The sequence below is a fragment of the Acinetobacter sp. DMC2 genome (genome assembly GCF_056314305.1).
On record NZ_JBQUYP010000001.1, the window covers coordinates 871,751 to 897,794 of the forward strand.

At 38.9% G+C, this 26,044-nt stretch carries 22 protein-coding genes, 3 tRNA genes and 1 pseudogene; 13 read left to right on the plus strand and 13 right to left on the minus strand.

The window, feature by feature from the left end; genetic code table 11:
* Positions 1-93: 93 nt before the first annotated feature.
* Positions 94-852, minus strand: coding sequence for a metallophosphoesterase family protein (locus tag ACT53H_RS04130; protein ID WP_476008675.1), 759 nt, complete (start codon positions 850-852; stop codon positions 94-96).
* Positions 833-1,771, minus strand: coding sequence for a diacylglycerol/lipid kinase family protein (locus tag ACT53H_RS04135; RefSeq protein ID WP_476008676.1), 939 nt, complete (start codon positions 1,769-1,771; stop codon positions 833-835). The genes ACT53H_RS04130 and ACT53H_RS04135 overlap by 20 nt, the downstream gene beginning before the upstream one ends.
* 389 nt (positions 1,772-2,160) lie before the next feature.
* On the opposite strand from ACT53H_RS04135, the gene ACT53H_RS04140 reads away from it, so the two are divergent.
* A complete protein-coding gene (locus ACT53H_RS04140; RefSeq protein WP_005307903.1) occupies positions 2,161-3,993 on the plus strand; it encodes a phosphoenolpyruvate carboxykinase (GTP) in 1,833 nt (610 codons plus the stop codon).
* A 41-nt stretch (positions 3,994-4,034) separates the two neighbouring features.
* Here the strand turns inward: ACT53H_RS04140 and glpD are convergent, their stop codons facing one another.
* Together glpD and glpK are read right to left on the minus strand one after the other, a co-directional pair.
* Entirely contained in the window at positions 4,035-5,552 is a 1,518-nt protein-coding gene (glpD, locus tag ACT53H_RS04145; protein WP_476008677.1) for a glycerol-3-phosphate dehydrogenase, read from the minus strand.
* Positions 5,553-5,705: 153 nt separating this feature from the next.
* Positions 5,706-7,214 (minus strand): glycerol kinase GlpK, encoded by a 1,509-nt coding sequence (gene glpK, locus ACT53H_RS04150; RefSeq protein ID WP_174758605.1) that lies wholly within the window; start codon positions 7,212-7,214, stop codon positions 5,706-5,708.
* Positions 7,215-7,586: 372 nt separating this feature from the next.
* On the opposite strand from glpK, the gene ACT53H_RS04155 reads away from it, so the two are divergent.
* Together ACT53H_RS04155 and ACT53H_RS04160 are read left to right on the plus strand one after the other, a co-directional pair.
* Entirely contained in the window at positions 7,587-8,918 is a 1,332-nt protein-coding gene (locus ACT53H_RS04155) for an MFS transporter (protein ID WP_476008678.1), read from the plus strand.
* A 117-nt stretch (positions 8,919-9,035) separates the two neighbouring features.
* A complete protein-coding gene (locus ACT53H_RS04160; protein WP_004790479.1) occupies positions 9,036-9,458 on the plus strand; it encodes a hypothetical protein in 423 nt (140 codons plus the stop codon).
* A gap of 23 nt (positions 9,459-9,481) precedes the next feature.
* Here ACT53H_RS04160 and ACT53H_RS04165 read toward each other — a convergent pair whose 3' ends face one another.
* The gene (locus ACT53H_RS04165; protein WP_476008679.1) at positions 9,482-10,150 is read right to left on the minus strand and encodes a class I SAM-dependent methyltransferase; all 669 of its coding nucleotides are present in this window, start codon (positions 10,148-10,150) and stop codon (positions 9,482-9,484) included.
* Positions 10,151-10,405: 255 nt separating this feature from the next.
* A complete protein-coding gene (gene folD / locus ACT53H_RS04170) occupies positions 10,406-11,254 on the minus strand; it encodes a bifunctional methylenetetrahydrofolate dehydrogenase/methenyltetrahydrofolate cyclohydrolase FolD (protein ID WP_005307926.1) in 849 nt (282 codons plus the stop codon).
* A 152-nt stretch (positions 11,255-11,406) separates the two neighbouring features.
* On the opposite strand from folD, the gene ACT53H_RS04175 reads away from it, so the two are divergent.
* Positions 11,407-11,480, plus strand: a tRNA-Cys gene (locus ACT53H_RS04175).
* Between the two features lie 11 nt (positions 11,481-11,491).
* Positions 11,492-11,577: transfer RNA gene (locus ACT53H_RS04180), tRNA-Leu, on the plus strand.
* Positions 11,578-11,680: 103 nt separating this feature from the next.
* Here ACT53H_RS04180 and ACT53H_RS04185 read toward each other — a convergent pair.
* A complete protein-coding gene (locus ACT53H_RS04185) occupies positions 11,681-13,444 on the minus strand; it encodes an alkaline phosphatase D family protein (protein WP_476008680.1) in 1,764 nt (587 codons plus the stop codon).
* Between the two features lie 196 nt (positions 13,445-13,640).
* On the opposite strand from ACT53H_RS04185, the gene ACT53H_RS04190 reads away from it, so the two are divergent.
* Positions 13,641-13,726 (plus strand) — tRNA-Leu (locus tag ACT53H_RS04190).
* A gap of 76 nt (positions 13,727-13,802) precedes the next feature.
* Complete coding sequence (locus tag ACT53H_RS04195) at positions 13,803-14,144, plus strand: hypothetical protein (RefSeq protein WP_443274031.1); 342 nt, start codon at positions 13,803-13,805, stop codon at positions 14,142-14,144.
* Here ACT53H_RS04195 and ACT53H_RS04200 read toward each other — a convergent pair whose 3' ends face one another.
* The 4 genes from ACT53H_RS04200 to rlmE all read right to left on the minus strand — a co-directional run bounded on the left by ACT53H_RS04200 (position 14,145) and on the right by rlmE (position 18,258).
* Entirely contained in the window at positions 14,145-14,459 is a 315-nt protein-coding gene (locus ACT53H_RS04200) for a DUF5713 family protein (RefSeq protein WP_005307931.1), read from the minus strand.
* A 132-nt stretch (positions 14,460-14,591) separates the two neighbouring features.
* A complete protein-coding gene (folP, locus tag ACT53H_RS04205) occupies positions 14,592-15,443 on the minus strand; it encodes a dihydropteroate synthase (RefSeq protein WP_216069917.1) in 852 nt (283 codons plus the stop codon).
* A gap of 135 nt (positions 15,444-15,578) precedes the next feature.
* The gene (gene ftsH, locus ACT53H_RS04210; protein WP_034591375.1) at positions 15,579-17,474 is read right to left on the minus strand and encodes an ATP-dependent zinc metalloprotease FtsH; all 1,896 of its coding nucleotides are present in this window, start codon (positions 17,472-17,474) and stop codon (positions 15,579-15,581) included.
* 133 nt (positions 17,475-17,607) lie between these two features.
* The gene (rlmE, locus tag ACT53H_RS04215) at positions 17,608-18,258 is read right to left on the minus strand and encodes a 23S rRNA (uridine(2552)-2'-O)-methyltransferase RlmE (RefSeq protein ID WP_004790464.1); all 651 of its coding nucleotides are present in this window, start codon (positions 18,256-18,258) and stop codon (positions 17,608-17,610) included.
* 199 nt (positions 18,259-18,457) lie between these two features.
* Here rlmE and yhbY point away from each other — a divergent pair, with 199 nt between their 5' ends.
* Positions 18,458-18,781 carry a ribosome assembly RNA-binding protein YhbY gene (gene yhbY / locus ACT53H_RS04220; RefSeq protein ID WP_004790462.1) on the plus strand — a complete coding sequence of 108 codons (324 nt, stop codon included), beginning with the start codon at positions 18,458-18,460 and terminating at the stop codon, positions 18,779-18,781.
* Between the two features lie 16 nt (positions 18,782-18,797).
* Positions 18,798-19,334, plus strand: a complete 537-nt coding sequence (locus ACT53H_RS04225) for a DOMON-like domain-containing protein (RefSeq protein WP_004790459.1) — start codon at positions 18,798-18,800, stop codon at positions 19,332-19,334.
* A gap of 59 nt (positions 19,335-19,393) precedes the next feature.
* Here ACT53H_RS04225 and ACT53H_RS04230 read toward each other — a convergent pair whose 3' ends face one another.
* Both ACT53H_RS04230 and ACT53H_RS04235 read right to left on the minus strand, forming a co-directional pair.
* A complete protein-coding gene (locus ACT53H_RS04230; RefSeq protein WP_004790458.1) occupies positions 19,394-19,981 on the minus strand; it encodes a hypothetical protein in 588 nt (195 codons plus the stop codon).
* 29 nt (positions 19,982-20,010) lie between these two features.
* Positions 20,011-20,168 (minus strand): annotated as a pseudogene (locus tag ACT53H_RS04235) (hypothetical protein).
* A 123-nt stretch (positions 20,169-20,291) separates the two neighbouring features.
* Between ACT53H_RS04235 and carA the strand changes: the two are divergent.
* The 4 genes from carA (at position 20,292) to ACT53H_RS04255 (ending at position 25,948) form a co-directional block, all read left to right on the plus strand.
* The gene (gene carA, locus ACT53H_RS04240) at positions 20,292-21,431 is read left to right on the plus strand and encodes a glutamine-hydrolyzing carbamoyl-phosphate synthase small subunit (RefSeq protein WP_440202697.1); all 1,140 of its coding nucleotides are present in this window, start codon (positions 20,292-20,294) and stop codon (positions 21,429-21,431) included.
* A gap of 14 nt (positions 21,432-21,445) precedes the next feature.
* Entirely contained in the window at positions 21,446-24,676 is a 3,231-nt protein-coding gene (gene carB, locus ACT53H_RS04245) for a carbamoyl-phosphate synthase large subunit (RefSeq protein WP_004790453.1), read from the plus strand.
* Between the two features lie 88 nt (positions 24,677-24,764).
* Complete coding sequence (greA, locus tag ACT53H_RS04250) at positions 24,765-25,241, plus strand: transcription elongation factor GreA (protein WP_004790452.1); 477 nt, start codon at positions 24,765-24,767, stop codon at positions 25,239-25,241.
* 74 nt (positions 25,242-25,315) lie between these two features.
* Positions 25,316-25,948 (plus strand): CatB-related O-acetyltransferase, encoded by a 633-nt coding sequence (locus ACT53H_RS04255; RefSeq protein WP_004790449.1) that lies wholly within the window; start codon positions 25,316-25,318, stop codon positions 25,946-25,948.
* Positions 25,949-26,044 lie beyond the last annotated feature (96 nt).

Below are 26,044 nucleotides of genomic sequence, written 5' to 3' on the forward strand. Positions count from 1 at the left end.
TCCCCATATATAGAATTTAAAGCTTAGGCATTGTAATGGATAAAATTTTATCAATCTACTCTTAAGTTAAATGTCTTATATAATTTTTATAAATTAAATTACTTGAAAAATCTTTAAATCATAATTAAACCAATAATGATTAACTTTCCCTTCATTTGAAATGACATTAAAACTATTTGGAACATGATAATGCAAACGGCTAGATGTGGCTGTTCCTGCATGAATATCATAAATAGGATGATCTATTTCTAATTGATAAATTTGCGTTAAATCATATACAGCTGTTTTATGCAGATGCCCATGTAACATACCAAATAGCCCAGTCGTACTCCATTTTTCGAGAGCCATTTTTCCTAATACGGGACAATCTTTAATACCATGCTCATCATCAGGCGGGGTATAAAAAGGCTGATGAAAAACAACTAATTTGATTTTATTCTCTGGCCCTTGCTGTAATCGCTCATATGTAGTTTGAATTTGCTCAATCGAAATATGTCCACGCGTATGATAACGGCGGCGTATACTGTTTACGCCAACAATATAGAAATGTTCAGTTTCTAAAGTTGGTTCAAGCTGGCCAAAAAAATATTGATAGCGAGTAAATGGTGAGAAAAAACGGTTCCAGACATGGTACAACGGAATATCGTGATTACCAGGCACAACAAGATAAGGAATATTAAGACTATCTAAAAACTGACGACAATTATAAAACTGTTGATATCTGGCTCGCTGAGTAATATCTCCACTCACTATAATAACTTCAGGTTTATGTTCGGTACAAAAAAGCCGAATTGCATCTAAACAGGCCTCAATTTCTGTTCCAAAATGCAAATCAGACAGATGTAATAACATTAGGCACCATAATATTTAAAGCATTCTTTTCTACAGTGAAATTTAATGGTGTTTTCATCTCTAATATTTCACCATCTAAAGCTACAGTAAGTTTTGATTTTTTTGCACATTCAACAATGACATGATCAGCACAAAAACTATAAACATCTTTTGTCTCTTCAACCTTTCCCTGAATCCATTGCCAAAGCATATGTAATAAACTAAGCCTATCACTTTTTGTAATAACTACTCCAGCGACTCTCCCCTGTGCAGCACAATCAGCAATTCTTAATTTCATATCACATAGTTGAAGTTGATTATTACCAAAGAAAATTAGAGGGGTTTTGACTGGATATTTTTTTCCATCAACTGTGACGGAAAGTTTCATAGATTTATTTTCTCTTAATAAAACATCTAAAGCCGAGGTATAGGCATGTAAAGGTAAACGTCCTAAGTATTTATTGTAGAGCTCACGTTTTTTTATAAACAATGGATAAAGGCCTAGGCTCGCATTATTCAAATAAACATGGTCATTAATAGTCGCAATATGTACAGAACGGGGTGTACCTGTAGCAATAACTTCAGCCGCCTCTAACAAATCTAAAGGAATATCTAAAACTTTAGCGACGTAGTTAAAAGTCCCCAAAGGCAAAATTCCCATAGGAATATTGGTATGTCGAAGTTTTGATGCTACTGCATTTAAAGTCCCGTCCCCACCTGCTGCTACCACAACGCCTAAATTCGCGTTTTGACTATGCCGATGAATCACTTTATCCATTAAATCATCAAATGAAATATCTTCCGCTAATTCAAAAACTTGTATTTCAAACCCAAATTCGGTGAGTACAGTCATTAATTGTTCATACATATCTTCATGTTTTGAAGCATGAAAACCCGACTTCTGGTTATAGATGATTGAGAGAGGTTTTAAAGTCCGCATTTTTATTATCTTAAAGAGGATTCACCTTGTATTTTGTATAGAAAATCGCCTAATAAAAGTCTCTTTATGTAAATTTCGAATGATGATCATTTGTTTAATCAATAATAATTCTCAAGAAAAATTTAAACATCAAGTTATTGATTTTAAAAAAAATAAATAATATAAATAACACACATACAACATAAAAATGTAAAGAATAAAATACGTCAAAAAACAATAAGCATATGATTTAAATTAAAAAAAATAAAAAATCAAAATATTTATTTCTTATTCTTTAGTCTTATTTTTTTTATGATTTTGTGCTTTAATACAGCCACTTTTTTATTTGATCTTTCATTGTACCTCAATGAATGACTTGTACGTTGTACATATTTTGAATAGGCCTCACCATGACCACAGTGAACGCACCAGAATTCGTTCGTCATCCTAAGCTTATCGCATGGGTTGAAGAAATTGCAAACTTAACCAAACCAGCAAAAATCGAATGGTGTGACGGAAGCGAAGAAGAGTATCAACGTCTAATCGACTTGATGATCGCTAACGGCACCATGCAGAAGTTAAACCAAGAAAAACATCCTGGTTCTTATCTTGCAAATTCTGACCCATCTGACGTTGCGCGTGTTGAAGATCGTACTTACATCTGCTCTCAAAAGAAAGAAGATGCTGGCGCGACAAACAACTGGGAAGAACCAGCTGTTATGCGTGAAAAGTTAAATGGTTTGTTTGAAGGATCAATGGAAGGTCGTACAATGTACGTTGTGCCTTTCTCTATGGGTCCACTTGGAAGCCATATTGCTCATATCGGTATCGAGTTAACTGACTCTCCTTATGTTGCTGTTAGCATGCGTAAAATGGCACGTATGGGTAAAGCAGTTTATGACGTATTAGGTACAGACGGCGAATTTATTCCTTGTATTCATACCGTAGGTGCTCCACTTGCTGAAGGGCAAAAAGACGTTGCATGGCCTTGTAACCCTGAAAAATACATCGTTCATTACCCAGAAACTCGTGAAATCTGGTCTTACGGTTCTGGTTATGGCGGTAACGCATTACTTGGTAAAAAATGTTTAGCACTTCGTATCGCTTCTGTTATGGGTCGCGAACAAGGTTGGTTAGCTGAACATATGCTTATTCTTGGTGTGACTAACCCACAAGGTGAAAAACACTATATCGCTGCAGCATTCCCATCTGCATGTGGTAAAACAAACTTCGCAATGTTAATTCCACCAGCAGGCTATGAAGGCTGGAAAATTGAGACTGTAGGTGACGATATTGCTTGGATCAAACCAGGTGAAGACGGTCGTCTATACGCAATCAATCCAGAAGCTGGTTTCTTTGGTGTTGCTCCTGGTACAAATACCAAGACTAACCCTAACTGTATGGCAACTCTTCACAAAGATGTTATCTATACAAACGTTGCGGTAACTAATGACGGTCAAGTATGGTGGGAAGGTCTTTCTAAAGAAATTCCAACTAACTTAACTAACTGGAAAGGTCAACCTCACGTAAATGGTGAAAAGGCTGCTCATCCAAATGCGCGCTTCACTGTTGCTGCTGGTCAATGCCCTTCTATCGATGCTGACTGGGAAAATCCAGCAGGTGTTCCGATTTCTGCATTTATCTTCGGTGGTCGCCGTGCAGATACGGTTCCTTTAGTTTCTGAAGCTTTCGATTGGGTTGATGGCGTTTATAAAGCTGCAACTATGGGTTCTGAAACTACTGCTGCTGCTGTTGGTCAACAAGGTATCGTTCGTCGTGACCCATTCGCGATGCTTCCATTTGCTGGCTACAACATGGCTGACTACTTCGATCACTGGTTAAGCCTTGGTCAAGAAGTAAGTACAAAAGCTGAAGCTGCTGGTAATAAATTACCAAAAATCTTTAATGTAAACTGGTTCCGTCGTGATGCTGAAGGCAACTTCGTATGGCCTGGTTTCGGTCAAAACATGCGTGTTCTTGAGTGGATCATTGACCGTTGTGAAGGTCGTGCAAACGCTGTTGAAACACCAATTGGTCTTGTTCCAACTTACGATGACTTGAACTGGGAAGGTACTGAATTCTCTAAAGAAGAATTTGACCTTATCACAGCTCAAGATAAAGATCAGTGGGTTACTGAAATTGAAAGCCACACTGAGTTATTCAATAAACTTGGTGAGCGCTTACCAAAAGCATTAAAAGAACGTCAAGCAGCTTTACTTGAAGCTGTAAAAACTGGCTTCTAATTGCTAAATATAAAAAAGGTCGCCTTGTGCGGCCTTTTTTATTATGCAGCATCATCTTTTTGTCGACGTCCAGCCAAATAACTTTCCAAATTTTTTACTTGTTTTTCATCAAATGCCAAACCTAACTTAGTTCTACGCCACAATATATCTTCTGCCGTATTTGCCCATTCATTTTCACATAAATACTGAACTTCAGATTCGAATAAACCGTGACCAAAATCTTGCCCTAACTGCTCAAGAGCTTTTCGCTCATGCAAAATACCCAAAATCCTAGAGCCATAGGCATTTGCCCAACGAGTAGCGAGCTGCTCGGTTACCCCTTCAACTTGGTTTTGAATCTTTATAACTAAATCTTCAAGTGTGGTCCAATTCTCCGCCCCAGGTAATACTTCATTTGCAGTCCACTCCTCTGCCATATTACTAAAAAACGGGGATAGATCTTCTAAAGCAGCCTCTGCCAGTTTCCGATAAGTCGTGATCTTGCCACCAAATACAGATAACAAAGGTGCTTTTTTATATTCAGCCTGCAGTGCCAGAGTATAGTCACGTGTAACTGCAGACGGATTATCTGACTCATCATCACATAAAGCTCGGACTCCAGAAAACTGACTGACGATATCTGTACGGGTCAGCTGCTTTTTAAAATGTGAATTTGTGACTGTCAAAAGATAATCTATTTCTACATCGGTAATCTCTACCTTTTGTGGATCACCTATATATTCCTGATCTGTCGTACCTATTAATGTGTATTTTTCTAAATATGGAATCGCAAACACGATGCGTCTGTCTTCATTTTGCATGATAAAAGCTTTATGACAATTATAGAGTTTAGGCACAACAATATGACTTCCTTGTATCAGCCGAATTTGATATGGCGATTTTAATTGTAGGTTTTCACTAATAATTTCTTCGACCCAAGGACCTGCTGCATTCACTAAGGCTTTTGCTCGTATTTGATAAGACTCAGCCCCGCTTTGTAGTTCCAAATGCCACAGTTCTTGTTGTCTATAAGCCTTAACACATCTTGTCCGTGTTACAACTTTGGCACCCTTCTCTTTAGCTTGTAGCGCATTCAACACAACAAGACGTGCATCATCTACAGTACAGTCCGAATATTCAAAGCCACGCGTGATAGCTGGCTTTAGGGGACTATCTTCTTTGAAATAAATAAGATTTGACCCTAATAATTTTTCTCGTTTTCCTAAATGATCATAAAAAAATAGGCCTGCCCGAATTAACCACGCAGGACGCAAATGTGGTCGATGAGGCATAATAAAACGCATTGGTTTAATAATATGCGGAGCTTTAGCCAACAAGACTTCACGCTCTGCCAACGCTTCTCTAACCAATCGAAATTCTTTATGTTCTAAATAGCGTAAACCGCCGTGAATTAATTTACTGCTCGCAGATGAGGTATGACTAGCTAAATCATCTTTTTCACATAAAAATACCGATAAGCCGCGGCCTGCCGCATCATTAGCAATACCGACGCCATTAATACCGCCACCAATCACGGCAATGTCATATATTTTTGAATAATCATTAGGCTGTACTATCATTTCTCATTTTCTTTTTATTGTTGATCTTATAAAAATTAAAACATCAAATTGATAAAACAACAATCAAAAAAGTAGAATAATCAATTTTAAATAACCAAGTATTTACCGTTAATTGATTACCCTACTATTGAATTTAACCAGTTAAAGAACAGATCAATCCTCAGCCCAACTTTGACTACGCTTCACTGCCTTCAACCAACCTTTATAAATGACTTCAGATTGCTCAGAAGACATTTTGGGTTCAAATACTTTTTCTATCGTAGACTTATTTCTTAACTCATGAAGATCCTGCCAGAAACCCGTTGCCAATCCTGCAAGAAAAGCTGCACCCAAAGCAGTAGTTTCTTTCATTATTGGGCGTTCTACTGGGGTCGCTAAAATATCGGCTTGAAATTGCATCAAGAAATTATTTTCCGTTACCCCACCATCGACTCTAAGTGTGCGAAGCTCTTCTTCTGCGTCTTGCTGCATGGCATCAAGTACGTCTCTTGTCTGGTAGGCAATTGATTCTAAAGTCGCACGAATAATATGTTCTATACTGGCTCCACGAGTAAGCCCAAAGATTGCCCCACGTGCTGTCGGATCCCAATAGGGAGCGCCTAGACCTGTAAAGGCAGGTACAACATATACACCATTGCTGTCTTTTACACGTGTTGCATAAAGCTCAGAGTCTTTAGCGTTCTTAATTACCTTTAACTCATCACGTAACCACTGTACGCAAGAGCCACCATTAAACACGGCGCCCTCTAAAGCATAGTTCACTTCACCATTTGCGCCACATGCAATCGTCGTCAGCAAGCCATGCTCTGAAAGAACAATCTTTTTACCCGTGTTCATGAGTAGAAAACAGCCTGTGCCATAAGTGTTTTTTGCTTGTCCTGGTTCTACACACATTTGTCCGAAAAGTGCAGCTTGTTGATCCCCAGCTATACCAGCAATCGGAATACCCACTTCTTGCCCGCTAATGGTGTGGGTATAACCATACACCTCAGATGAACTACGCACCTCTGGTAACATTGCTCTAGGAATATCTAAAGCTTGTAAAAGTTTTTCATCCCATTCGAGCTTTTCGATATTAAAAAGCATGGTTCGCGAAGCATTGGTAAAATCTGTGACATGGACTGCGCCATTGGTTAATTTCCAGATTAGCCATGTGTCCACCGTACCGAACAATAACTCTCCTCGCTCTGCTCGTTCACGGCTACCCTCTACATGGTCCAAAATCCATTTTATTTTGGTGGCAGAAAAATACGGATCAATAACCAACCCTGTTGTTTTACGAACATATTCTTGCCAACCCGCCTTTTGCAATTGATTGCATATTTCTGTGGTTTGACGGCTTTGCCAAACAATTGCATTGTGAATAGGTTTTCCTGTTTTCTTATCCCATACAATTGTGGTTTCCCGTTGGTTTGTAATGCCAATTGCTGCAACTTGTTCACTCTTGATGCCAGCTTGAGCTAGAGCTTCTACCCAAACAGCACTTTGTGTGGCCCAAATTTCCATAGGATCATGCTCAACCCAACCTGGCTGCGGATAAATCTGAGTAAATTCTTTTTGAGCAATACTTACAACGTTAGCATCATGATCTAAAACAATTGCTCTTGAGCTTGTTGTTCCCTGATCAAAAGCAACAATATATTTTTTCGGGCAATTTGACATCTGAATGTCCCTTTCATTATCCACACACATCTAGTCCACAATGCCAAGACATCATGCCTAACTGTATTTATTTAAAATTTTCTTTGGAATATATCATTATTTTTAAGAGATATAGGTTTTCTCAGTCCAAACATTACGCATTCTTTAACACTTTTTACTATTTGGAAAAAATAGTATGCCAAAGATTGGAGGAAGATTATAAAAATGAGCTGATCGGCCAATTTAAAATCACATGAATATTCAACTTATTCCTTTGCTTAAATAATAAACATTGTTTTACAGACATAAAAAAAATAAAGTGAAATACTCCTCTGGATAATATGTAAAAACGAAATAAAACTTCTCTTTTTTAGCATTCAACCCAAGCGAAACATGGAGCGACTCATGGTTGATCAACCTTCTACCGCAACAACTCCGCATTCTAATTTAGATACAAAAACCCGGCTAAAATCAATTTTGGGCGGTTCCGCGGGTAACCTTGTCGAATGGTACGACTGGTACGTATATGCCGCATTTACGCTCTATTTTGCTCATGCATTTTTCCCAAAAGGAAGTCAAACAGCTCAACTTCTTCAAGCAGCTGCAATTTTTGCTGTAGGTTTTTTAATGCGCCCAATCGGTGCATGGATTATGGGAATCTATTCAGACCGCAAAGGACGTAAAGCAGGTCTCACACTTTCCGTTACTTTGATGTGTGTAGGCTCACTTCTTATTGCTGTGACGCCAAGTTATGAAAGTATTGGTGTATTTGCACCTCTTTTATTAGTTGTCGCTCGTTTAATTCAAGGCTTGAGTGTAGGCGGTGAATATGGTGCCAGCGCCACCTATTTAAGCGAAATGGCCGAAAAAAATCGGCGTGGTTTTTTCTCGAGCTTTCAATATGTAACTTTAATTGCAGGACAACTGACAGCCCTATGTGTTCTTTTAATATTACAAATGGTATTAACCGAACAACAGTTGCATGATTGGGGATGGCGCATTCCATTCTTTATTGGCGCTTTACTTGCCATTGTTGTGTTCCGTATTCGTCGTGGCTTATTAGAAACACAATCTTTTAAAAATGCTCAAGCTGAAAAAGACCAACCAGAATCAGGCATGTTTGCTTTATTCAAGCACTACCCTAAAGAAGCTTTTACAGTATTATTTTTAACAGCTGGCGGAACTTTAGCTTTTTATACCTATACTACTTACCTACAAAAATATTTAGTAAATACGTCCGGATTTACAAAACCCGAAGCCACTCAAATTACCACGTTAGCGCTATTTATTTTCATGTGCTTACAACCTGTAGCGGGTGCTTTGTCAGACCGAATCGGCCGTAAACCCCTTATGATTGCCTTTGGTGTAACTGGAGTTTTATTTACTTATATTTTATTTAATACCCTTGCAACCACACATAACTATTGGACTGCGTTCTGGTTATGCTTGGCAGGTCTAGTAATGGTAACGGGTTATACTTCAATTAATGCTGTTGTTAAAGCTGAGCTCTTTCCTGCGCATATTCGAGCTTTAGGGGTAGCTTTACCCTACGCGATTGCCAATACATTATTTGGCGGTACGGCAGAGTTCTTTGCTTTAAGTTTTAAAGAAGCCGGACATGAATCTTGGTACTTTATTTATGTGAGTATTATGATCTTCATTTCACTTATTATTTATATTTTTATGAAAGATACCAAGCATCATTCAAAAATTAAAGAACATTAATATTTTACTAACAAGAGCTAATATCGCTAGCCGATGTTAGCTTAAATCGTGCGATTAAGCCCCAACAATCACTGTGTTTTATGAGATACTAGAGATAAGAATATAAGGATGATACTGATGAATAGAAGTATTTTATGTTTGGCATTAAGCAGTATGTTTATTTTAACCGCTTGTCAGACCACCCCTCGACAATATAATGGCTCAACTGGCTATCAAATTGAAAATCAAACAAAAACTTCCGCAACTTTAGCTTACACATTGGCTAGCCGCCCTAATCAGCAGTTAGATGAACGTAAATTGCAACGTGCTTGTCAAAATGTATTAGGCGCTCAAAAAGTTTATAAATTGTCAGTTCTAAGCATTAATGAGATTTCGAACCCAGCCCAACAAGAAAATTATGGTGTTCAATTGGGTCAAACTCGCGCCTCATTTGGTTTATCTAATACACCGAGTTTAAACAATGGTGAAGATTATGCGACTCGCCAAGCGCTTGAAGCACGTCCAAGTACACTAAAAGTAGTTCGTTATACCTGCTCATAATTTAAATATAAGACGCTGTTCTTTTACAGCGTCTTATAAAAACTTACATTTCTAAATTCTTTAGCTTCATCAAGATCTGGCCATGTTGAAGCACTTCTCTCATCAATTTTTTGATATTTTGGATGGCTAAAGTTTTTAACACGGCTATCTGCAACCCAAACCTCTGGCGCAAATTTCAAGAATTCATCTAAAAAGAAACGGTTGCACTGGTCATATAAAACATCTGCAGCCAATAAAACATCAACTTGCTCTGCTTTATATAAATCGTCCAGATATTCCAGCTCAACATCATTCAACAAAGCATTTTCACGACAAGCTGCAAGACTAACTTGATCAATATCACAACAAATTACTCTTTTAGCACCAGCCATTTTTGCTGCAATTGCAACAACACCAGACCCTGCTCCAAAATCGAGAACAACTTTATCTTTGATATGATGCGGCTCTGCAAGTAGCCACTGTGCCATTGCTAAACCAGATGCCCAGCAAAAAATCCAATATGGCGTGTCATTCCAGATACGGCGAATAACCTCATCGTCTAAGCGATCAGTTGGGAAAACTGGTGGAATCAACCATAAAGAAATAGGCGTTTCTGGTAACTGTTGTACCATTAACTCACAGTGAGGGATTACTTCATGCAAGGCTTGAAGTAAATGTTCAGGGGCTTTGGTAAATTGAAAGGTGCAGCTCATCAGATTTCTTTTAATTCATTTTTATAACAAGCATAACAGAGTCATTCCATTATGATTTGAATTTTTAGAATAACCTTCGGTTAGACCTACTTTTCTTTCGGAAAAAGTAGGCAAAACCATTGTCATCCGCAAAACTCGACAAATACTATCTAGAATCGAAAGCATCGCAGAAACATTAAATTTTTAATGTATCCCTGCCTCAAACAATTGCGGATGACGGTTACGCGTATCAATAACAGCCTAGCTTTAGTTAAATTAACCTAAAGCTTTTTCAGCAGCTTCTACAGTTTGACGAATCAACGTTGTAATTGTCATTGGACCTACACCACCTGGTACTGGTGTGTAAGCAGAAGCAATTTCTTCAATACCTTGCAACTGGATGTCGCCTACACCACCGCCATCACGAGGATGGAAACCAGCATCGACAACCACTGCACCTTGTTTAATCCAGTCTTTTTGGATAAGTTCAGCCTTACCCACAGCACCAACAATAATATCAGCCTGTTTAACAAGTTCAGCTAAATTTTGAGTACGTGAATGACAAATCGTTACTGTTGCATTCGCTTGCAAAAGCATCATTGCCATTGGTTTACCTAAAATTGCTGAGCGACCAACCACAACTGCATGTTTGCCCGCAATTTCAATGTTGTTTTCTTTTAGAATGGTCATGATGCCAGCTGGAGTTGCTGAACCATATGCAGCTTCACCCATTGCCATACGACCAAAACCAAGACAAGTTACGCCATCTACATCTTTAGCTAATGAAATCGCATCGAAACATGCGCGCTCATCAATTTGTGCAGGAACTGGATGTTGTAGAAGAATACCGTGAACATCTGGATTGGCATTTAGCTTTTCGATTTCAGCTAATAATTGTTCTGTTGTCGTTTCTTGTGATAACTCAATTTTTAAAGAATCCATGCCTACTCGACGGCAAGCATTTCCTTTCATGCGTACATAAGTTGCAGATGCGCCATCATCCCCAACCAAAATAGTCGCTAAAATTGGGGTACGACCTGTTTTAGCTTTTAAAGCTTCAACACGTACTGACAAATTTTCTTCAATTTGCTTTGCTAATGCACGACCGTCTAAAACCAATGCCACAGCACATCTCCAAGGTAGACATGAATTTAATGTGCCAATAATACATGATTATTTGGACAAATTTATTCTAGATGTTGCTTTTATGTTCATCTTATCTCAAAACAGTATTGTTTTTTTTCTAAAGGTTGCTAATATGTGCATCACCAAATGTAGGCGGGGTGGCAGAGTGGTCATGCAGCGGACTGCAACTCCGTGGACGCCGGTTCGATTCCGACCTCCGCCTCCAAATTTGGTAAAGCCCGGGTGGTGAAATAGGTAGACACAGGGGATTTAAAATCCCCCGCCCACAAAGCGTGCCGGTTCGAGTCCGGCCCCGGGCACCACTTTCTAGTATAGAAATTGGTGCAATAAAAAATCCAGCGTAAGCTGGTTTTTTTATGCCTAAAAAAAAGGATACTTATTAGTACCCCTTTCCCAGCCATATATTTAAGCAGTTTTTTGCTTATCTTGTTCAGGCGTTAAATTCGCATCTAACACCAATTGATAGTGTCGACTTGAATCTACTTTATATTGTGCATTTTTAATTGAATCTACAAAAATCCAATCCGATTGCACTTGTGTATCATCGAGCGTAACCACCAAATAACCACGTTGATTTAAATTACAATACGTCAATTCATCGATAAGCGTAGTAAAGGCAAATTCAAACTTTTGTAACTGATCCAAAGGAATACTTAAATACTTTTCAAGACCCGGTGAAGAAACCGAGCTTGTCGCCAGTTCAACACCGACATACTTCCCTTTTTGGCTATACAAGTAAGATGCCCATGCATTATGGGTATCGCCAGCCAAAACAATAATTTTCTTATTAAATTCTGCCAATTTATCATACACAAACTCACGCTCAGCATAGTACCCATCCCAAGCATCGAGATTATATGGAACTAAAGTTGTGACTCGCGCTTTTTCTTGAATACTTAAATTTGGATCACCCTGCTCTAATCGCAATTTCAATGTGACTAATTCTGTAATTTGCGCATTCATTTTAGCTAACGCATCTGGCGAAGTTCCACCTGAAGTAATTTGCCCCAGAGAGACCAATAACTCAGCAGGAATCCACATTTTACTCATTAAGACTTGCTGACCAACCACATTCCAGGTTGCTGTAGATTGCTTTAATTTATCAATCAACCAATCTCTTTGCGTATACCCCATTAAAGTACGCTTTGAATCTGTTAAATCAGCCTGAAATTTTTGTGCATTCAAACCTACAGCTGTCATGTAATCTTTGTATTCAAGCTGTTTATCTCGCGCAATAATGCGTGTATCCAACATCGTCAGCTCAACCAATGAGCCAAAATTAAACTGACGATAAATATTGAGATGATCTGTATTAGAAACAGGGCGAATTGGCATCCATTCGAAATAAGCCTGTAGAGCAGCTAACTTACGATCAGAAAAAGATCCTTCATTATCTTGATGGTTTTCCGCACCATCACACCAAGTATCATTTGCTAACTCATGGTCATCCCAAATTACAATGAAAGGATGACGTTGATGAGCTGCCTGCAAGTCTTTATCCTGACGATACAGCGCATAACGTTTGCGGTAATCATCTAATTTAATAATTTCTTTATTATTATCTGATGGCAAAGTACGGCCCAGTTTTGCAGCATCTTCCGTTGCATAGCCATCAGCCCCATATTCATAAATGTAATCTCCTAAATGAATAACTACATCCACATTCTGTTTTGCTATTTCACGATAAACGTAGAAGTAACCCGCAGGATAGTTAGAACAAGAACATACTGCAAAGCTGACCTTATTGGTACTTACAGGCAAAGTTTTAGTTTGACCAACAGGTGAAGTTTTATTACCAAAATGGAAACGGTAATAATAAATGGTATCCGCCTGTAGTCCTATTGCATCTACTTTCACGGTAAAATCATCTGTCTTAGTCGTTTGAACCACACCAGTCTTTAAATTCAGCTTAAACTGGTCATCGGTAGCAATTTCCCAAGTGACCTTAAGGCGCGCACTAAGATCTACCGGTGTTAAACGCGTCCATAAAATTACTTTATCCTGCAATGGGTCGCCACTTGCAACGCCATGCAAAAAATCTGCTTGTGCCTCCGAACTTTCTTCATCGAAACCATCATTACAACCCGTAAAAGCTACCGGCAAAGATAGCGCCCCAAAACCGAACAGACTTTTTTGAATTAATTCTCGGCGTGAAATTTTCTCTGACATAAAATTACCTAAGTTTTAAGCAATGAGTGTCTTAAACTTAAGTAGATAAGATGAACAAGTGATCTCAGTTTAATGAATAAATCATGACATAAATTGGTTAATTTATATAAATACTAAAAAGAACTGATTGAAAATAAAGCAAACTCTCTGATTTTCTCTTGCCAATCGCTTACTTGTCCTCTATTATTGCGCACATGCCCGGGTGGTGAAATAGGTAGACACAGGGGATTTAAAATCCCCCGCCCACAAAGCGTGCCGGTTCGAGTCCGGCCCCGGGCACCATTTTCAAATATTGAATTTGGTGCTACAAAGAATCCAGCGTAAGCTGGTTTTTTTATGTCTAATGAAAATGAATTTTATGATAAGAATATTATTACTTCTGTGTACCACCCTTTCTATAACAAACGTTTATGCTACAGATCTTTTCTCAGGTACCATTTCTTTTAAAGATAACCATTGGTATTTTTCACGTTGCTCTATTACCAAAGACGATTATTTAATTAAAGCACCTGAACAGATCATAGATAAATTTAAAGAATTGGAACAAAAACGAGAAAATTATTGGGTCAGTTTATTAGCAGATGCAAATTATCAAGAGAATGGTGTTTTAGTTTTAAAAATTAAAAAAATAGATGAAATTCATTTAAAAGCATCTTGTCATTTATTAGATGCTTTTGAAGGTATTGAGAATCGAGAGTAATCACCACTCTCGATTCATCACCAGCTCTTCCATTTCAAGGTCTAAATATCCTGCATCCTGTGCCACCATCATCATTGCTTCAGCAATATAGTCAGCAGCACTATCATCCAAGGAAGAATCTAGATCTTCGAATTGAGGTTTCATTTCATTGATTTCAATTACAGTTTGATGAGCATATCGATAAATATCCTGATCAGCTAAAGCAGGCTTCTGAACTTTTTTGGCAAATTGTTCAATTAACTGCTTGAGTTCAGCGACTAAAATATCTGGATAATACTCATCATCAAACATTGGGAGAAGTAAGTCTTCGAACATACAAAAGTTTACACAGCAGCAGAAACCTGCCGCTTATAACATATTTTCAAAATAATAACGACAATTTTCCCTGACTCAATCATCTACCCCATGAAATTAATCAATCATGGCCTGATTATAAAAGTCTATTTTTTAAGCTTGTGTCATCGCTTTCCAAACAAGAATTGCATCATGCATGGCTTTTACATCATGTGCACGAACAATTGATGCTCCTTGCTGAATACTAAGCAAATGCCCCGTAACGCTTCCTACTGCACGCTCATCTGCAGCTACGCCGTGTAAAGCTTCACCAATAAAACGTTTACGGGAAAGACCTGATAAAATTGGATAACCCATTTCACTAAGCTTCCAGAATTCATTTAACAGTCTTAAATTTTGCTGCGCATTTTTTGCAAAACCAAACCCAGGATCAATAATAATATTCTGTTTTTTTACACCCGCAGTTAAAGCCTCTTCAACACGCTGCTGAAGCTCTTGCATCACGTCCAGTGTCACATTCGCATATTGATCTAGCTGATTCATTGTGGTTGGCTCACCACGCATATGCATGATCACCACAGGGATATCCAACTCTACTGCCGTTTTTAAAGCATTTGGTCGAGTAAGCGCACGTACATCATTCCAAATATGAGCACCCGCTTCTTTTGCTGCACGGATAACATCTGGCTGACTCGTATCAATTGATAAAATCACATCATGTTTAGCTAAAGCTGCAACTACAGGCACAACTCTTCTAATTTCTTCTTCTACACTTACCTCAGACGCCCCTGGACGAGTAGACTCCCCACCAATATCAATAATGGTAGCACCCTGCTCTATCATGACTAGCGCATGTGCAATAGCTTGGTGCACTTGATTATGTTTTCCACCATCACTAAAAGAATCTGGGGTGACATTTAAAATACCCATAACATGAGGCTGTGATAAATCCAACTGAAGCTGCCCACATTGTAGAATTTGCTGAGGTAAAGGCATTAACTGCATGACAAGCTCCAATTTAATATTCGGCAACATTTTAACAAGACTCTGATCAATATACTGCTGATTTCTTTTCGGCTTTGTCTGAAATACATGCATAAAAAAAGAGCCACATGACTGTGGCTCTTTTGCTTAACTCATTTAGTTCATTGCTGGTAATGGTGGTGGTGTAGATGGACCATCTTTTGGTGGTTCAAATGCAGCCACTGGATTTTCAGCAACATAGACTTTAGGTGGTTGTGGCTCACGACCTTCCATAATGTCACGAATTTGATCACGATCAATGGTTTCCCATTCCATCAAAGCTTTTACCATTGCATGGGCAATATCTTTATTACCTTCTAAGATATTACGTGCAACTTTATATTGCTCATCAAGAATACGGCGTACTTCTTCATCAACTAACTGTTGAGTTGCTTCAGAAATCGTACGACTTCCTACATTTCCAAAGAATCCATTTTGGTTTTCATCTTCGTAAACCATTACGCCCATTTTGTCAGACATACCGTACTTAGTAACCATCGCACGCGCCATTTTAGTAGCTCGCTCAAAGTCATTTGAAGCACCAGTAGATTGCTGTTGGATAAACACTTCCTCAGCAATACGACCACCAAACAAAATCGCAATTTCATTTAGCATCTTGTCTTTATAATGGCTAATCTGGTCTTGTTCAGGTAACTGCCAAGTTACACCCAAAGCCCAACCACGTGGCATGATTGTTACTTTATGAACAGGATCTGTACCAGGCAAAATCTCTGCAACAATTGCATGACCAGCTTCATGATAAGCAGTTGCACGACGCTCTTCTTCACGTAGAACCATCGACTTACGCTCTGGACCCATGTAGATTTTGTCTTTTGCATCTTCAAAGTCATGCATATCGACCGTATTCTTATTACGGCGTGCAGCAAATAATGCAGCTTCATTAACAAGGTTAGCCAACTGTGCACCAGAGAAACCTGGCGTACCACGTGCTAACACTTTCATGTCTACGCCTGTAACTGAAGGTAATTTTTTCAAATGTACATTCAGAATTTGCTCACGACCACGAATATCCGGTAAACCAACCATTACTTGACGGTCAAAACGACCTGGACGTAATAATGCTTTATCAAGCACATCAACACGGTTAGTTGCAGCAATAACGATTACGCCTTCATTACCTTCAAAACCATCCATTTCCACAAGCATCTGGTTTAAGGTTTGTTCACGTTCATCATGACCACCACCTGTACCCGAACCACGGTGACGACCAACTGCATCAATCTCATCGATAAAGATGATACATGGCGCGTGACGCTTCGCTTGCTCAAACATATCACGGACACGGGACGCACCCACACCCACGAACATTTCTACAAAGTCAGAACCTGAAATGCTGAAGAAAGGAACCTTCGCTTCACCAGCAATTGCTTTAGCTAATAATGTTTTACCAGTACCCGGAGGACCAACCATAAGTACGCCACGAGGAATAGTCGCGCCCAAACGTTTGAATTTTGCAGGGTCTTTTAAGAAATCAACAATTTCAACAACTTCTTGTTTTGCTTCATCACAGCCGGCGACGTCAGAAAAATTGACTTTGATCTGGTCTTCAGAAAGCATTTTTGCCTTCGACTTACCAAAACTCATCGGTCCATTCTTTCCGCCTGCACCACCACCCATGTTACGCATAAAGAACATGAATAACAAAATGATTAACAGTACAGGGAAACTAGCAATGAGAAGTTGCATCAAAATGCCTTGACGTTGTGGAGCTGTTCCCTCAACAACAACATTTTGTTTATTTAAGCTTGGCATAAGCTCAGTGTCTTCAACTTGCGGACGAACAGTTTCAAACTGTGATCCGTTAGTTTTTTCACCATTAATATTTAAACCGTCAATTGTGACTTGCTTAATTTGGCCACTATTCACCGCTGCAACGAAATCTGAATATTTCATCGCAGTAGGCTTGTTGCGGTCACTGATATTACTGAAAATTAAAATCAGAACACCAAGTATTATTAGCCACAATACGGCATTCTTGAAGTAATCGCTCAAAGCTTTATTCCCATATCGATCTAATTTGATCATGCCCAATCTTGGCCGATCGTCATAAAAGCAGCAACTGTATTGCTTGCGGATAACCTAAAAGTACAAAATGCACAATTTTTAGGAGCTTGGCAAGTAAACTTTATTGCAATGCTTTCTTACGCCCTTGTCCAACCAAAAAAACTTCTTTAGATCGTGCACGAGAAGCTGCCGGTTTTACTGTTTTTAACACATCAAAACTATCAACTACTTGTTTACGAAACTCATCAAATCCTGCACCTTGGAACACTTTAACCACAAGTTGTCCATTAGGACCAAGAACCTTTTGAGCAAAATCTAAAGCCAGTTCACACAAGTAAATCTGTCTAGGTTGATCAACAGCCCTATTACCAGATGTATTGGGGGCCATATCAGAAATTACAATGTCTACTTGTCGCCCATTTAAAATATTTAACAATTTTTCAAATACATCTTCTTCTCTAAAGTCGCCTTGTAAGAAAGTGACATCAGGCAAAGCATCCATAGGCAAAATATCGGAAGCAATCACTAAACCTTTGCTACCAACAAGTTTCCCAGCGATTTGAGACCAACTACCAGGAGCCGCGCCTAAATCTACTACCGTCATGCCTGGCTTGATCAGCTTATATTTTTCTTGAATTTCAAGAAGTTTATAGGCCGCTCGAGCACGATACCCTTCCTTTTGAGCTTTTTTAACAAAAGGATCGTCTAGATGTTCTCTCATCCACGCACGACTACTTTTCGACAATTTCTGGTTTGTAATGCGTGTTGCCATAACTCACTAAATATCAAAAAAACTTCTGATCGTTCATTGTACGTGAAAATTACTCTCATTACAGTACGGATGTAGCGTAATCTCACTAAGTTTTACAGTTTTTTTCCAATAATGTTGATCGATTATTTATACAGTTTTTCGTACATCTGGATTTAAGTTTTTTGCTATACTAAGCCGTTTTTAAAATCAGGTATTTTTAATGGCCGCTTTATCTATCCATGAACGTAAACGTTTACGTCAAATTGGTCATGTGCTTAATCCGGTTGTCATGATTGGTGGACAAGGCTTAACAGACGCGGTAATCGAAGAAACGCTTCGTGCTTTAAACGACCATGAGCTTATTAAAGTTAAGATTGCTGGTGAAGACCGTGAAGCGCGTACTGCAACAATTGAAGCAATTGTAGAAGCAACTGGTGCAGAAGCTGTGCAAAAAATTGGTAAAATTGTTTTGCTTTACAAAAAAGCAGCTAAACAAAACCAGCATTTGTCTAATCTTGTTCGTCACGCTCACTTAGCAAACTAATTTAATTTGACAAACTATGGCAAGTTACGAACTTTCAGCTTTTGATCGTTTTCATGCTGTTTCCGTTGTTGGCGCAATTGAACAGCAAGCACCCTATACTTTAAATATCGGTTTTTGGATTCGTGATCCAAATCAACTTATTATCTGGCCTCAAGAAGTCGCGGCTCATCCTCGTCAAGATTTTTTGTGGGAAGAAACTTGTTTCGAAATTTTTGTTGGCGTGCATGATGAAGATTATTATCGGGAGATTAATCTTTCCCCTTCTCAAGCATGGCAGTCATATCAGTTTGAAGAATATCGCTATCCAGAAAGTATACCTCCCCTTGCTGCTTACGATATTGAACTGAATCATCTCAAGCGTACTCACTATGGCTTAAATGTTAGTCTCGATTTAGGGCAATTTATGCAACAGCATCGCTTGAAATGGGCAAACCTTTATTTAGGTTTAACTACAGTTTTAAAAACCAAAGAAGGTATGCAGTACTATGCAATGCAGCATAGTGGAAAAAGTGCAGATTTCCATAATAAACGTGACTGGTTACATCAGTTCTAAAAATAAAAAAGCGAGAAATTAATTCTCGCTTTTTTATAGCTGGACCAAAGCAGAGATCATTAATTGTCTCGTGCTTTATTCCAAGCTTCGACTGCATTATTTTTAGTACGTTTAATACTTTCACTTAGAGAATCTTTGTGTTTCAAAGAAATCTGGCTAATATCACCTTTAAGCTCTTTGCTCACTTTTGTTAAATCTTCAATAAGCGCATTAATTTCTGCTTTCAAAGCATTTTTAAGATCAGATAAACCTTCTTGCGAAGTACTAAACTGAGCCTTAATCACATCAAGACGTTGTAAAATATCTTGTTTAATTTGGACAAATTGATTTTGAATATTTTTATTTAACTCGTGAGTTTCAGCTTCAATTTTCTCTTGAGCCTCGCTTAAAACTTCTTGGACTTGTTCTTGAGTTTCAGCAATTGCCTCTTTTACCTGAGCTTTAGCTTCAGTAGCAACTTCTTTAACTTGCTCAGTTTTTTCAGCAACAGTTTCTTTTACCTGTGCAGTTTTAGCAGTTACTGTTTTTTTAGCCTTAGTTGTAGTTGCAGCTATGGCTTCTTTCACTTCAGCAACCTCAGCTTTTACCGACTCCACTACTGCTTGAGTTTTTTCACTCACATCTTTTGAAACTTCATTATTGCTCATACTATTTCCTCATATTGTTTATTTTTTAACTAGCAATACAATAAATCCAGTTCCAAGAATTCTCCTTGCAAATTGTTAGACAATTTATCAAAAGTATCTAATTCAGATAAGCGGATATTTTTTTGTAAAAAGCAAGCAATGAATTATATTTTTTAGCAGAAAAGAAATAGACTTTAGAGGGTTCCATGCGTATAATGCGCTGTTAAGTTACAAGCGGGCAGACCGATAGGGAGGGCATGTTTTATCCAAACATTGCCGATCTTTTTTGGGTCTACTCGCTTTTTTACAGCCGAAATTCAGGAGCTTTGGTTTGAGCATCCCCGCCATTTTAGCCCTCGCAGATGGAACGATCTTTAAAGGAACGTCAATCGGCGCAACGGGAAATACGACTGGAGAAGTCGTTTTTAACACAGCCATGACAGGCTATCAAGAAATTTTGACTGACCCAAGTTATGCACAACAAATTGTGACATTAACTTACCCACATATTGGTAACACTGGTTGCAACGCGGAAGACGTTGAATCTGGTCGTATCCATAAAGTATGGGCGAATGGTTTAATTATTCGTGACCTTCCTCTACTACACAGTAACTTCCGTGCTGAGCAGTCATTGAGTGAATATCTGCAAGAACACAATGTTGTTGCAATCGCAGATATCGATACGCGTAAATTAACACGTATTTTACGTCAGACGGGTGCACAAAACGGATGCATCCTTGCTGGTGAAAATATTACTGAAGAAGAAGCAATTGCAAAAGCTCGTGCTTTTGGTGGCTTAAACGGCTTAGACCTTGCAAAAGAATGTTGTGATCCAACTGGTTTTGAATGGTCTGAAGGTTCATGGACCTTAGGCCAAGGCTTCTCTCAACCTGAATTAAAATATCATGTAGTTGCATACGATTACGGTGTCAAAACCAACATCTTGCGTATGCTTGCAGACCGCGGTTGCAAACTAACCGTTGTTCCTGCAGAAACTCCGGCTGAAAAAGTATTGGCACTTAATCCGGATGGCGTATTCCTCTCAAATGGTCCTGGCGATCCAGCTGCTTGTGATTACGCGATCGAAGCTGTAAAAACTATTGTTGAAACCACAACATTACCTGTATTTGGTATCTGTTTAGGACACCAAATCCTGGCACTCGCTTCTGGCGCAAAAACTGTAAAAATGAATCATGGTCACCACGGTGCTAACCATCCTGTACAAAATCTTGAAGATGGTACAGTGATGATTACTTCACAAAACCATGGTTTTGCTGTAGATGCAGAAACATTACCGGCTAACTTAAAAGCAACGCATAAATCATTGTTCGACGGCACCCTACAAGGTATCCACCGTTCAGATAAACCAGCTTTCAGCTTCCAAGGTCACCCTGAAGCAAGCCCTGGTCCACATGATTGTGCACCTTTGTTCGATCATTTTATCGAACTTATCGAAGCATCTAAACAGTAATTACGGAGCGAATAATGCCTAAACGTACGGATATTAAAAGCATCTTAATTATTGGTGCTGGCCCGATTGTGATTGGACAGGCATGTGAGTTTGACTACTCAGGTGCTCAAGCATGTAAAGCACTTCGTGAAGAAGGCTATCGTGTTATTTTGGTTAACTCTAACCCAGCGACCATCATGACAGATCCTTCAATGGCTGATGCAACTTATATTGAGCCGATTACTTGGCAAACAGTTGCACAGATTATTGAAAAAGAACGTCCAGATGCAGTATTACCAACTATGGGTGGTCAAACTGCATTGAACTGTGCTCTCGCGCTTGATGAGCATGGTGTTCTTGAAAAATATAATGTTGAATTAATTGGCGCAAGCAAAGAAGCGATTGAGAAAGCCGAAGATCGTAAACTCTTCGATATCGCTATGCGTAAAATTGGATTGGAATGTCCAAAAGCTGCCATTGCTGAAACAATGGAAGAAGCTTTAGCAATCCAGTCACGCTTTGGTTTCCCAGTAATTATCCGTCCATCATTTACAATGGGTGGTTCAGGCGGTGGTATTGCATATAACCGCGAAGAATTTCTTGAAATTTGTGAACGTGGTTTTGACCTCTCTCCTACTCACCAGTTATTGATTGATGAATCTTTAATTGGCTGGAAAGAATACGAAATGGAAGTTGTTCGTGATAAAAACGACAACTGTATTATCGTATGTGCGATCGAAAACTTTGACCCAATGGGCGTTCACACGGGTGACTCAATTACCGTTGCTCCTGCTCAGACCTTAACAGACAAAGAATATCAATTGATGCGTAATGCTTCGGTTGCAGTTCTTCGTGAAATTGGTGTTGAAACAGGTGGTTCTAACGTTCAGTTCGGTATTAACCCGAAAGATGGACGTATGGTTGTCATTGAGATGAACCCACGTGTATCTCGTTCATCTGCTCTTGCTTCTAAAGCAACAGGTTTCCCAATCGCAAAAATCGCAGCAAAACTTGCTGTTGGTTATACCCTTGATGAATTGAAAAATGACATCACTGGTGGCGTGACTCCTGCAAGCTTCGAACCATCGATTGACTATGTTGTAACGAAGATTCCTCGTTTTAACTTCGAGAAATTCCCGCAAGCTGAACCAGTTCTTACCACTCAGATGAAATCTGTTGGTGAAGTCATGGCAATTGGCCGTAACTTCCAGGAATCTGTACAAAAAGCATTACGTGGTCTTGAAGTTGGTGTAAGCGGTTTCGATGAAAAAATCGAAGCTGGCGCAACAAATGCAAAAGAAACCATTTTAAAAGAGCTTAAAGTTCCAGGCCCTGAGCGTATTTGGTATGTAGCAGACGCTTTCCGTCATGGTTTCTCTTTAGATGAAGTGTTTGAAGCAACCAAAATTGATCGTTGGTTCCTTATTCAAATTCAAGACATCGTTAAAACTGAAGCTGAAGTAAAAGCTTTAGGTTTTGGTGACTTAAACGCTGACAATATCCGTGCTTTCAAACGCAAAGGTTTATCTGACCTTCGTATTGCGCACCTCATGGGTATTTCACAAAAGCAATTCCGTAAACAACGTTGGAACTTAGGTGTTTATCCTGTTTACAAACGTGTTGATACATGTGCTGCCGAGTTTGAATCTGGTACTGCATACATGTATTCAACTTACGATGAAGAGTGTGAAGCAAATCCATCAAATCGTGACAAGATCATGGTTATTGGTGGTGGTCCAAACCGTATTGGTCAAGGTATCGAATTTGACTACTGCTGTGTACACGCTGCATTAGCTATGCGTGAAGATGGTTATGAAACAATCATGGTTAACTGTAACCCTGAAACTGTTTCTACTGACTACGATACATCAGATCGTTTGTACTTCGAACCTGTAACACTTGAAGATGTACTTGAAATCGTACGTACTGAGAAACCAAAAGGCGTGATCGTACAGTACGGTGGTCAAACACCTCTTAAATTGGCACGTGCTTTAGAAGAAGCTGGTACACCAATTATTGGTACATCACCAGATGCAATTGACCGTGCAGAAGACCGTGAACGTTTCCAGCAAATGATCCAACGTTTACAGCTTCGTCAACCAAACAACAGCATTGTAAAATCTGCTGAAGAAGGTATCTCTGAAGCTGCGAAAGTAGGTTATCCGTTAGTTGTTCGTCCATCTTATGTATTAGGTGGTCGTGCAATGGAAATCGTATACAACGAAGAAGAACTTAAACGTTACCTTCGTGAAGCAGTTCAAGCATCTAACGAAGCCCCTGTTCTTCTTGACCGTTTCCTTGATGATGCAACTGAAGTTGATGTTGACTGTGTATCTGACGGTAAAGACGTTGTGATCGGCGGTATCATGCAGCACATCGAACAAGCAGGTATTCACTCAGGTGACTCTGCATGTTCAATTCCTCCATATTCTTTATCTAAAGAAATTCAGGATGAAATGCGTCGTCAAACTGTTGCGATGGCAAAAGAACTTGGTGTGGTTGGTTTGATGAACGTTCAGTTCGCAGTTAAAGGCGATGATGTTTACGTTCTTGAAGTTAACCCACGTGCTTCACGTACAGTTCCATTCGTATCGAAATGTATTGGTGATTCTTTAGCAAAAGTAGCTGCACGTTGTATGGCTGGTCAATCTCTTGAATCTCAAGGATTTACTAAAGAAATCATTCCAACACACTTTGCTGTGAAAGAAGCTGTTTTCCCATTCGCTAAATTCCAAGGCGTAGACCCAATGCTTGGACCTGAGATGAAATCTACAGGTGAAGTAATGGGCGTTGGTAAAACATTTGGTGAAGCATTCTATAAAGCTGTTTTAGGCTCAAATGATCGCTTACCAGGTTTACCAACTGAAGGCGAAGTAAAACATGCTTTCTTATCTGTACGTGAATCTGACAAGAAATATATTGCAGATATCGCTAAGAAATTAGCTGCATATGGCTTCAAGCTTATTGCAACAGGTGGTACATACCAAGTGCTTAAAGAAGCAGGTTTAGAATGCGAATCTGTGAATAAAGTGACTGAAGGTCGTCCACATATTGTTGACCGCTTGAAAAATGGTGAAATACACCTTATTGTCAATACCACTGAAGGTAAACAAGCTCAATATGACTCTGCAATGATTCGTCGTGCTGCCCTACAAGGCAAAGTGTATTACACAACGACTATCAATGGTGCAGAAGCTGTTTGCCAAGCTTTTGATGTGAAATTGCCAATGGATGTATACCGCTTGCAAGATTTAACTGTAGGTTAATTTGTTACCGATAAGTCCCGTCACCTTATCGGTGGCGGGATTTTTTCATTTTTTTTAACTGTGTTTTCTCAAATTAAGAGGGACCAAAATGCAACGCTATCCAATGACCCCTGAAGGTAAAATTGCCTTAGAGAAAGAATTACAACATTTAAAATCTGTTGAACGTCCACGTATTATTCAAGCTATTGCAGAAGCACGTGAACATGGCGACTTAAAGGAAAATGCTGAATATCATGCTGCACGTGAACAGCAAGGTTTCTGTGAAGGCCGTATTCAGGATATCGAAGGTAAATTAGGCGCTGCTCAAGAAATTGATGTTAAAACACTTGAGCAAAATGGCCGTGTTGTTTTTGGTGTAACAGTAACAATTGAAAATCTTGATACTGAAGAACGTAAAACTTATAAAATTGTTGGCGATGACGAAGCAGATTTTAAAATTAATAAAATCTCGGTGAACTCACCAATCGCACGTGGTCTTTTGAGTAAGAATGAAGGCGATGAAGTAAAAATCGTGACTCCTCAAGGCGAAGTCGAATATGAAATCGTAAGTGTAGAATATCTCTAAGATAATGCACAAATAGCCCCTCTTTATGAGGGGTTTTTATTCAATACCATTAATATATTTTTGGGAAATCACAAATGGATAACTCTTTAATTAAATCTCCAGTTCGTCATTGGTGTGAGTTTGAATTTATCCATAAAACTGTTAAAAACCCGAATATCCATATTAAAGGTAATTACTCATATTACTCTGCCTATTGGGATCAAGGTTTTGAACGTTGTGTCGTGCGTTATTTACATGACAAAGCCTCGACACCAGATAAACCGATTGACCAACTTTATATTGGTAATTTTGTTTGCTTTGGCGCTGAATGCGTCATTATGATGGGTGGCAATCAGCTTCATAGACCCGACTGGATTTCAACTTTTCCTTTTGATACTCGTAGTTTTTTGGCAGCTGGTGATACTGTTATTTCTGATGGCTGCTGGGTTGGTAGCCGTGCCATGATTATGCAAGGTGTCAAACTAGGTGAAGGCGCAGTGGTCGCCACGGGAGCCGTAGTAACTAAAGATGTTCCGCCCTATGCAATTGTTGGTGGGGTGCCTGCAAAAATTATTAAATATCGCTTTCCTCAAGAACAGATCGACAAACTACTTGCTTTAAAACTTTATGATTTAGATGAGAAGCAAATTTTGAAAATACGTGAATATCTTCAAACTGACGATATTGATGCTTTATCTACACATATAGAAAATTTGCGCAATTTATAAAAATTTATCTACAAAATTTGTCGTTATAAAATCACAAATGATTACGTGCTTGAATTTAAATCGTCTAAAAATAGGTATAAAGTATTAATAAATAAG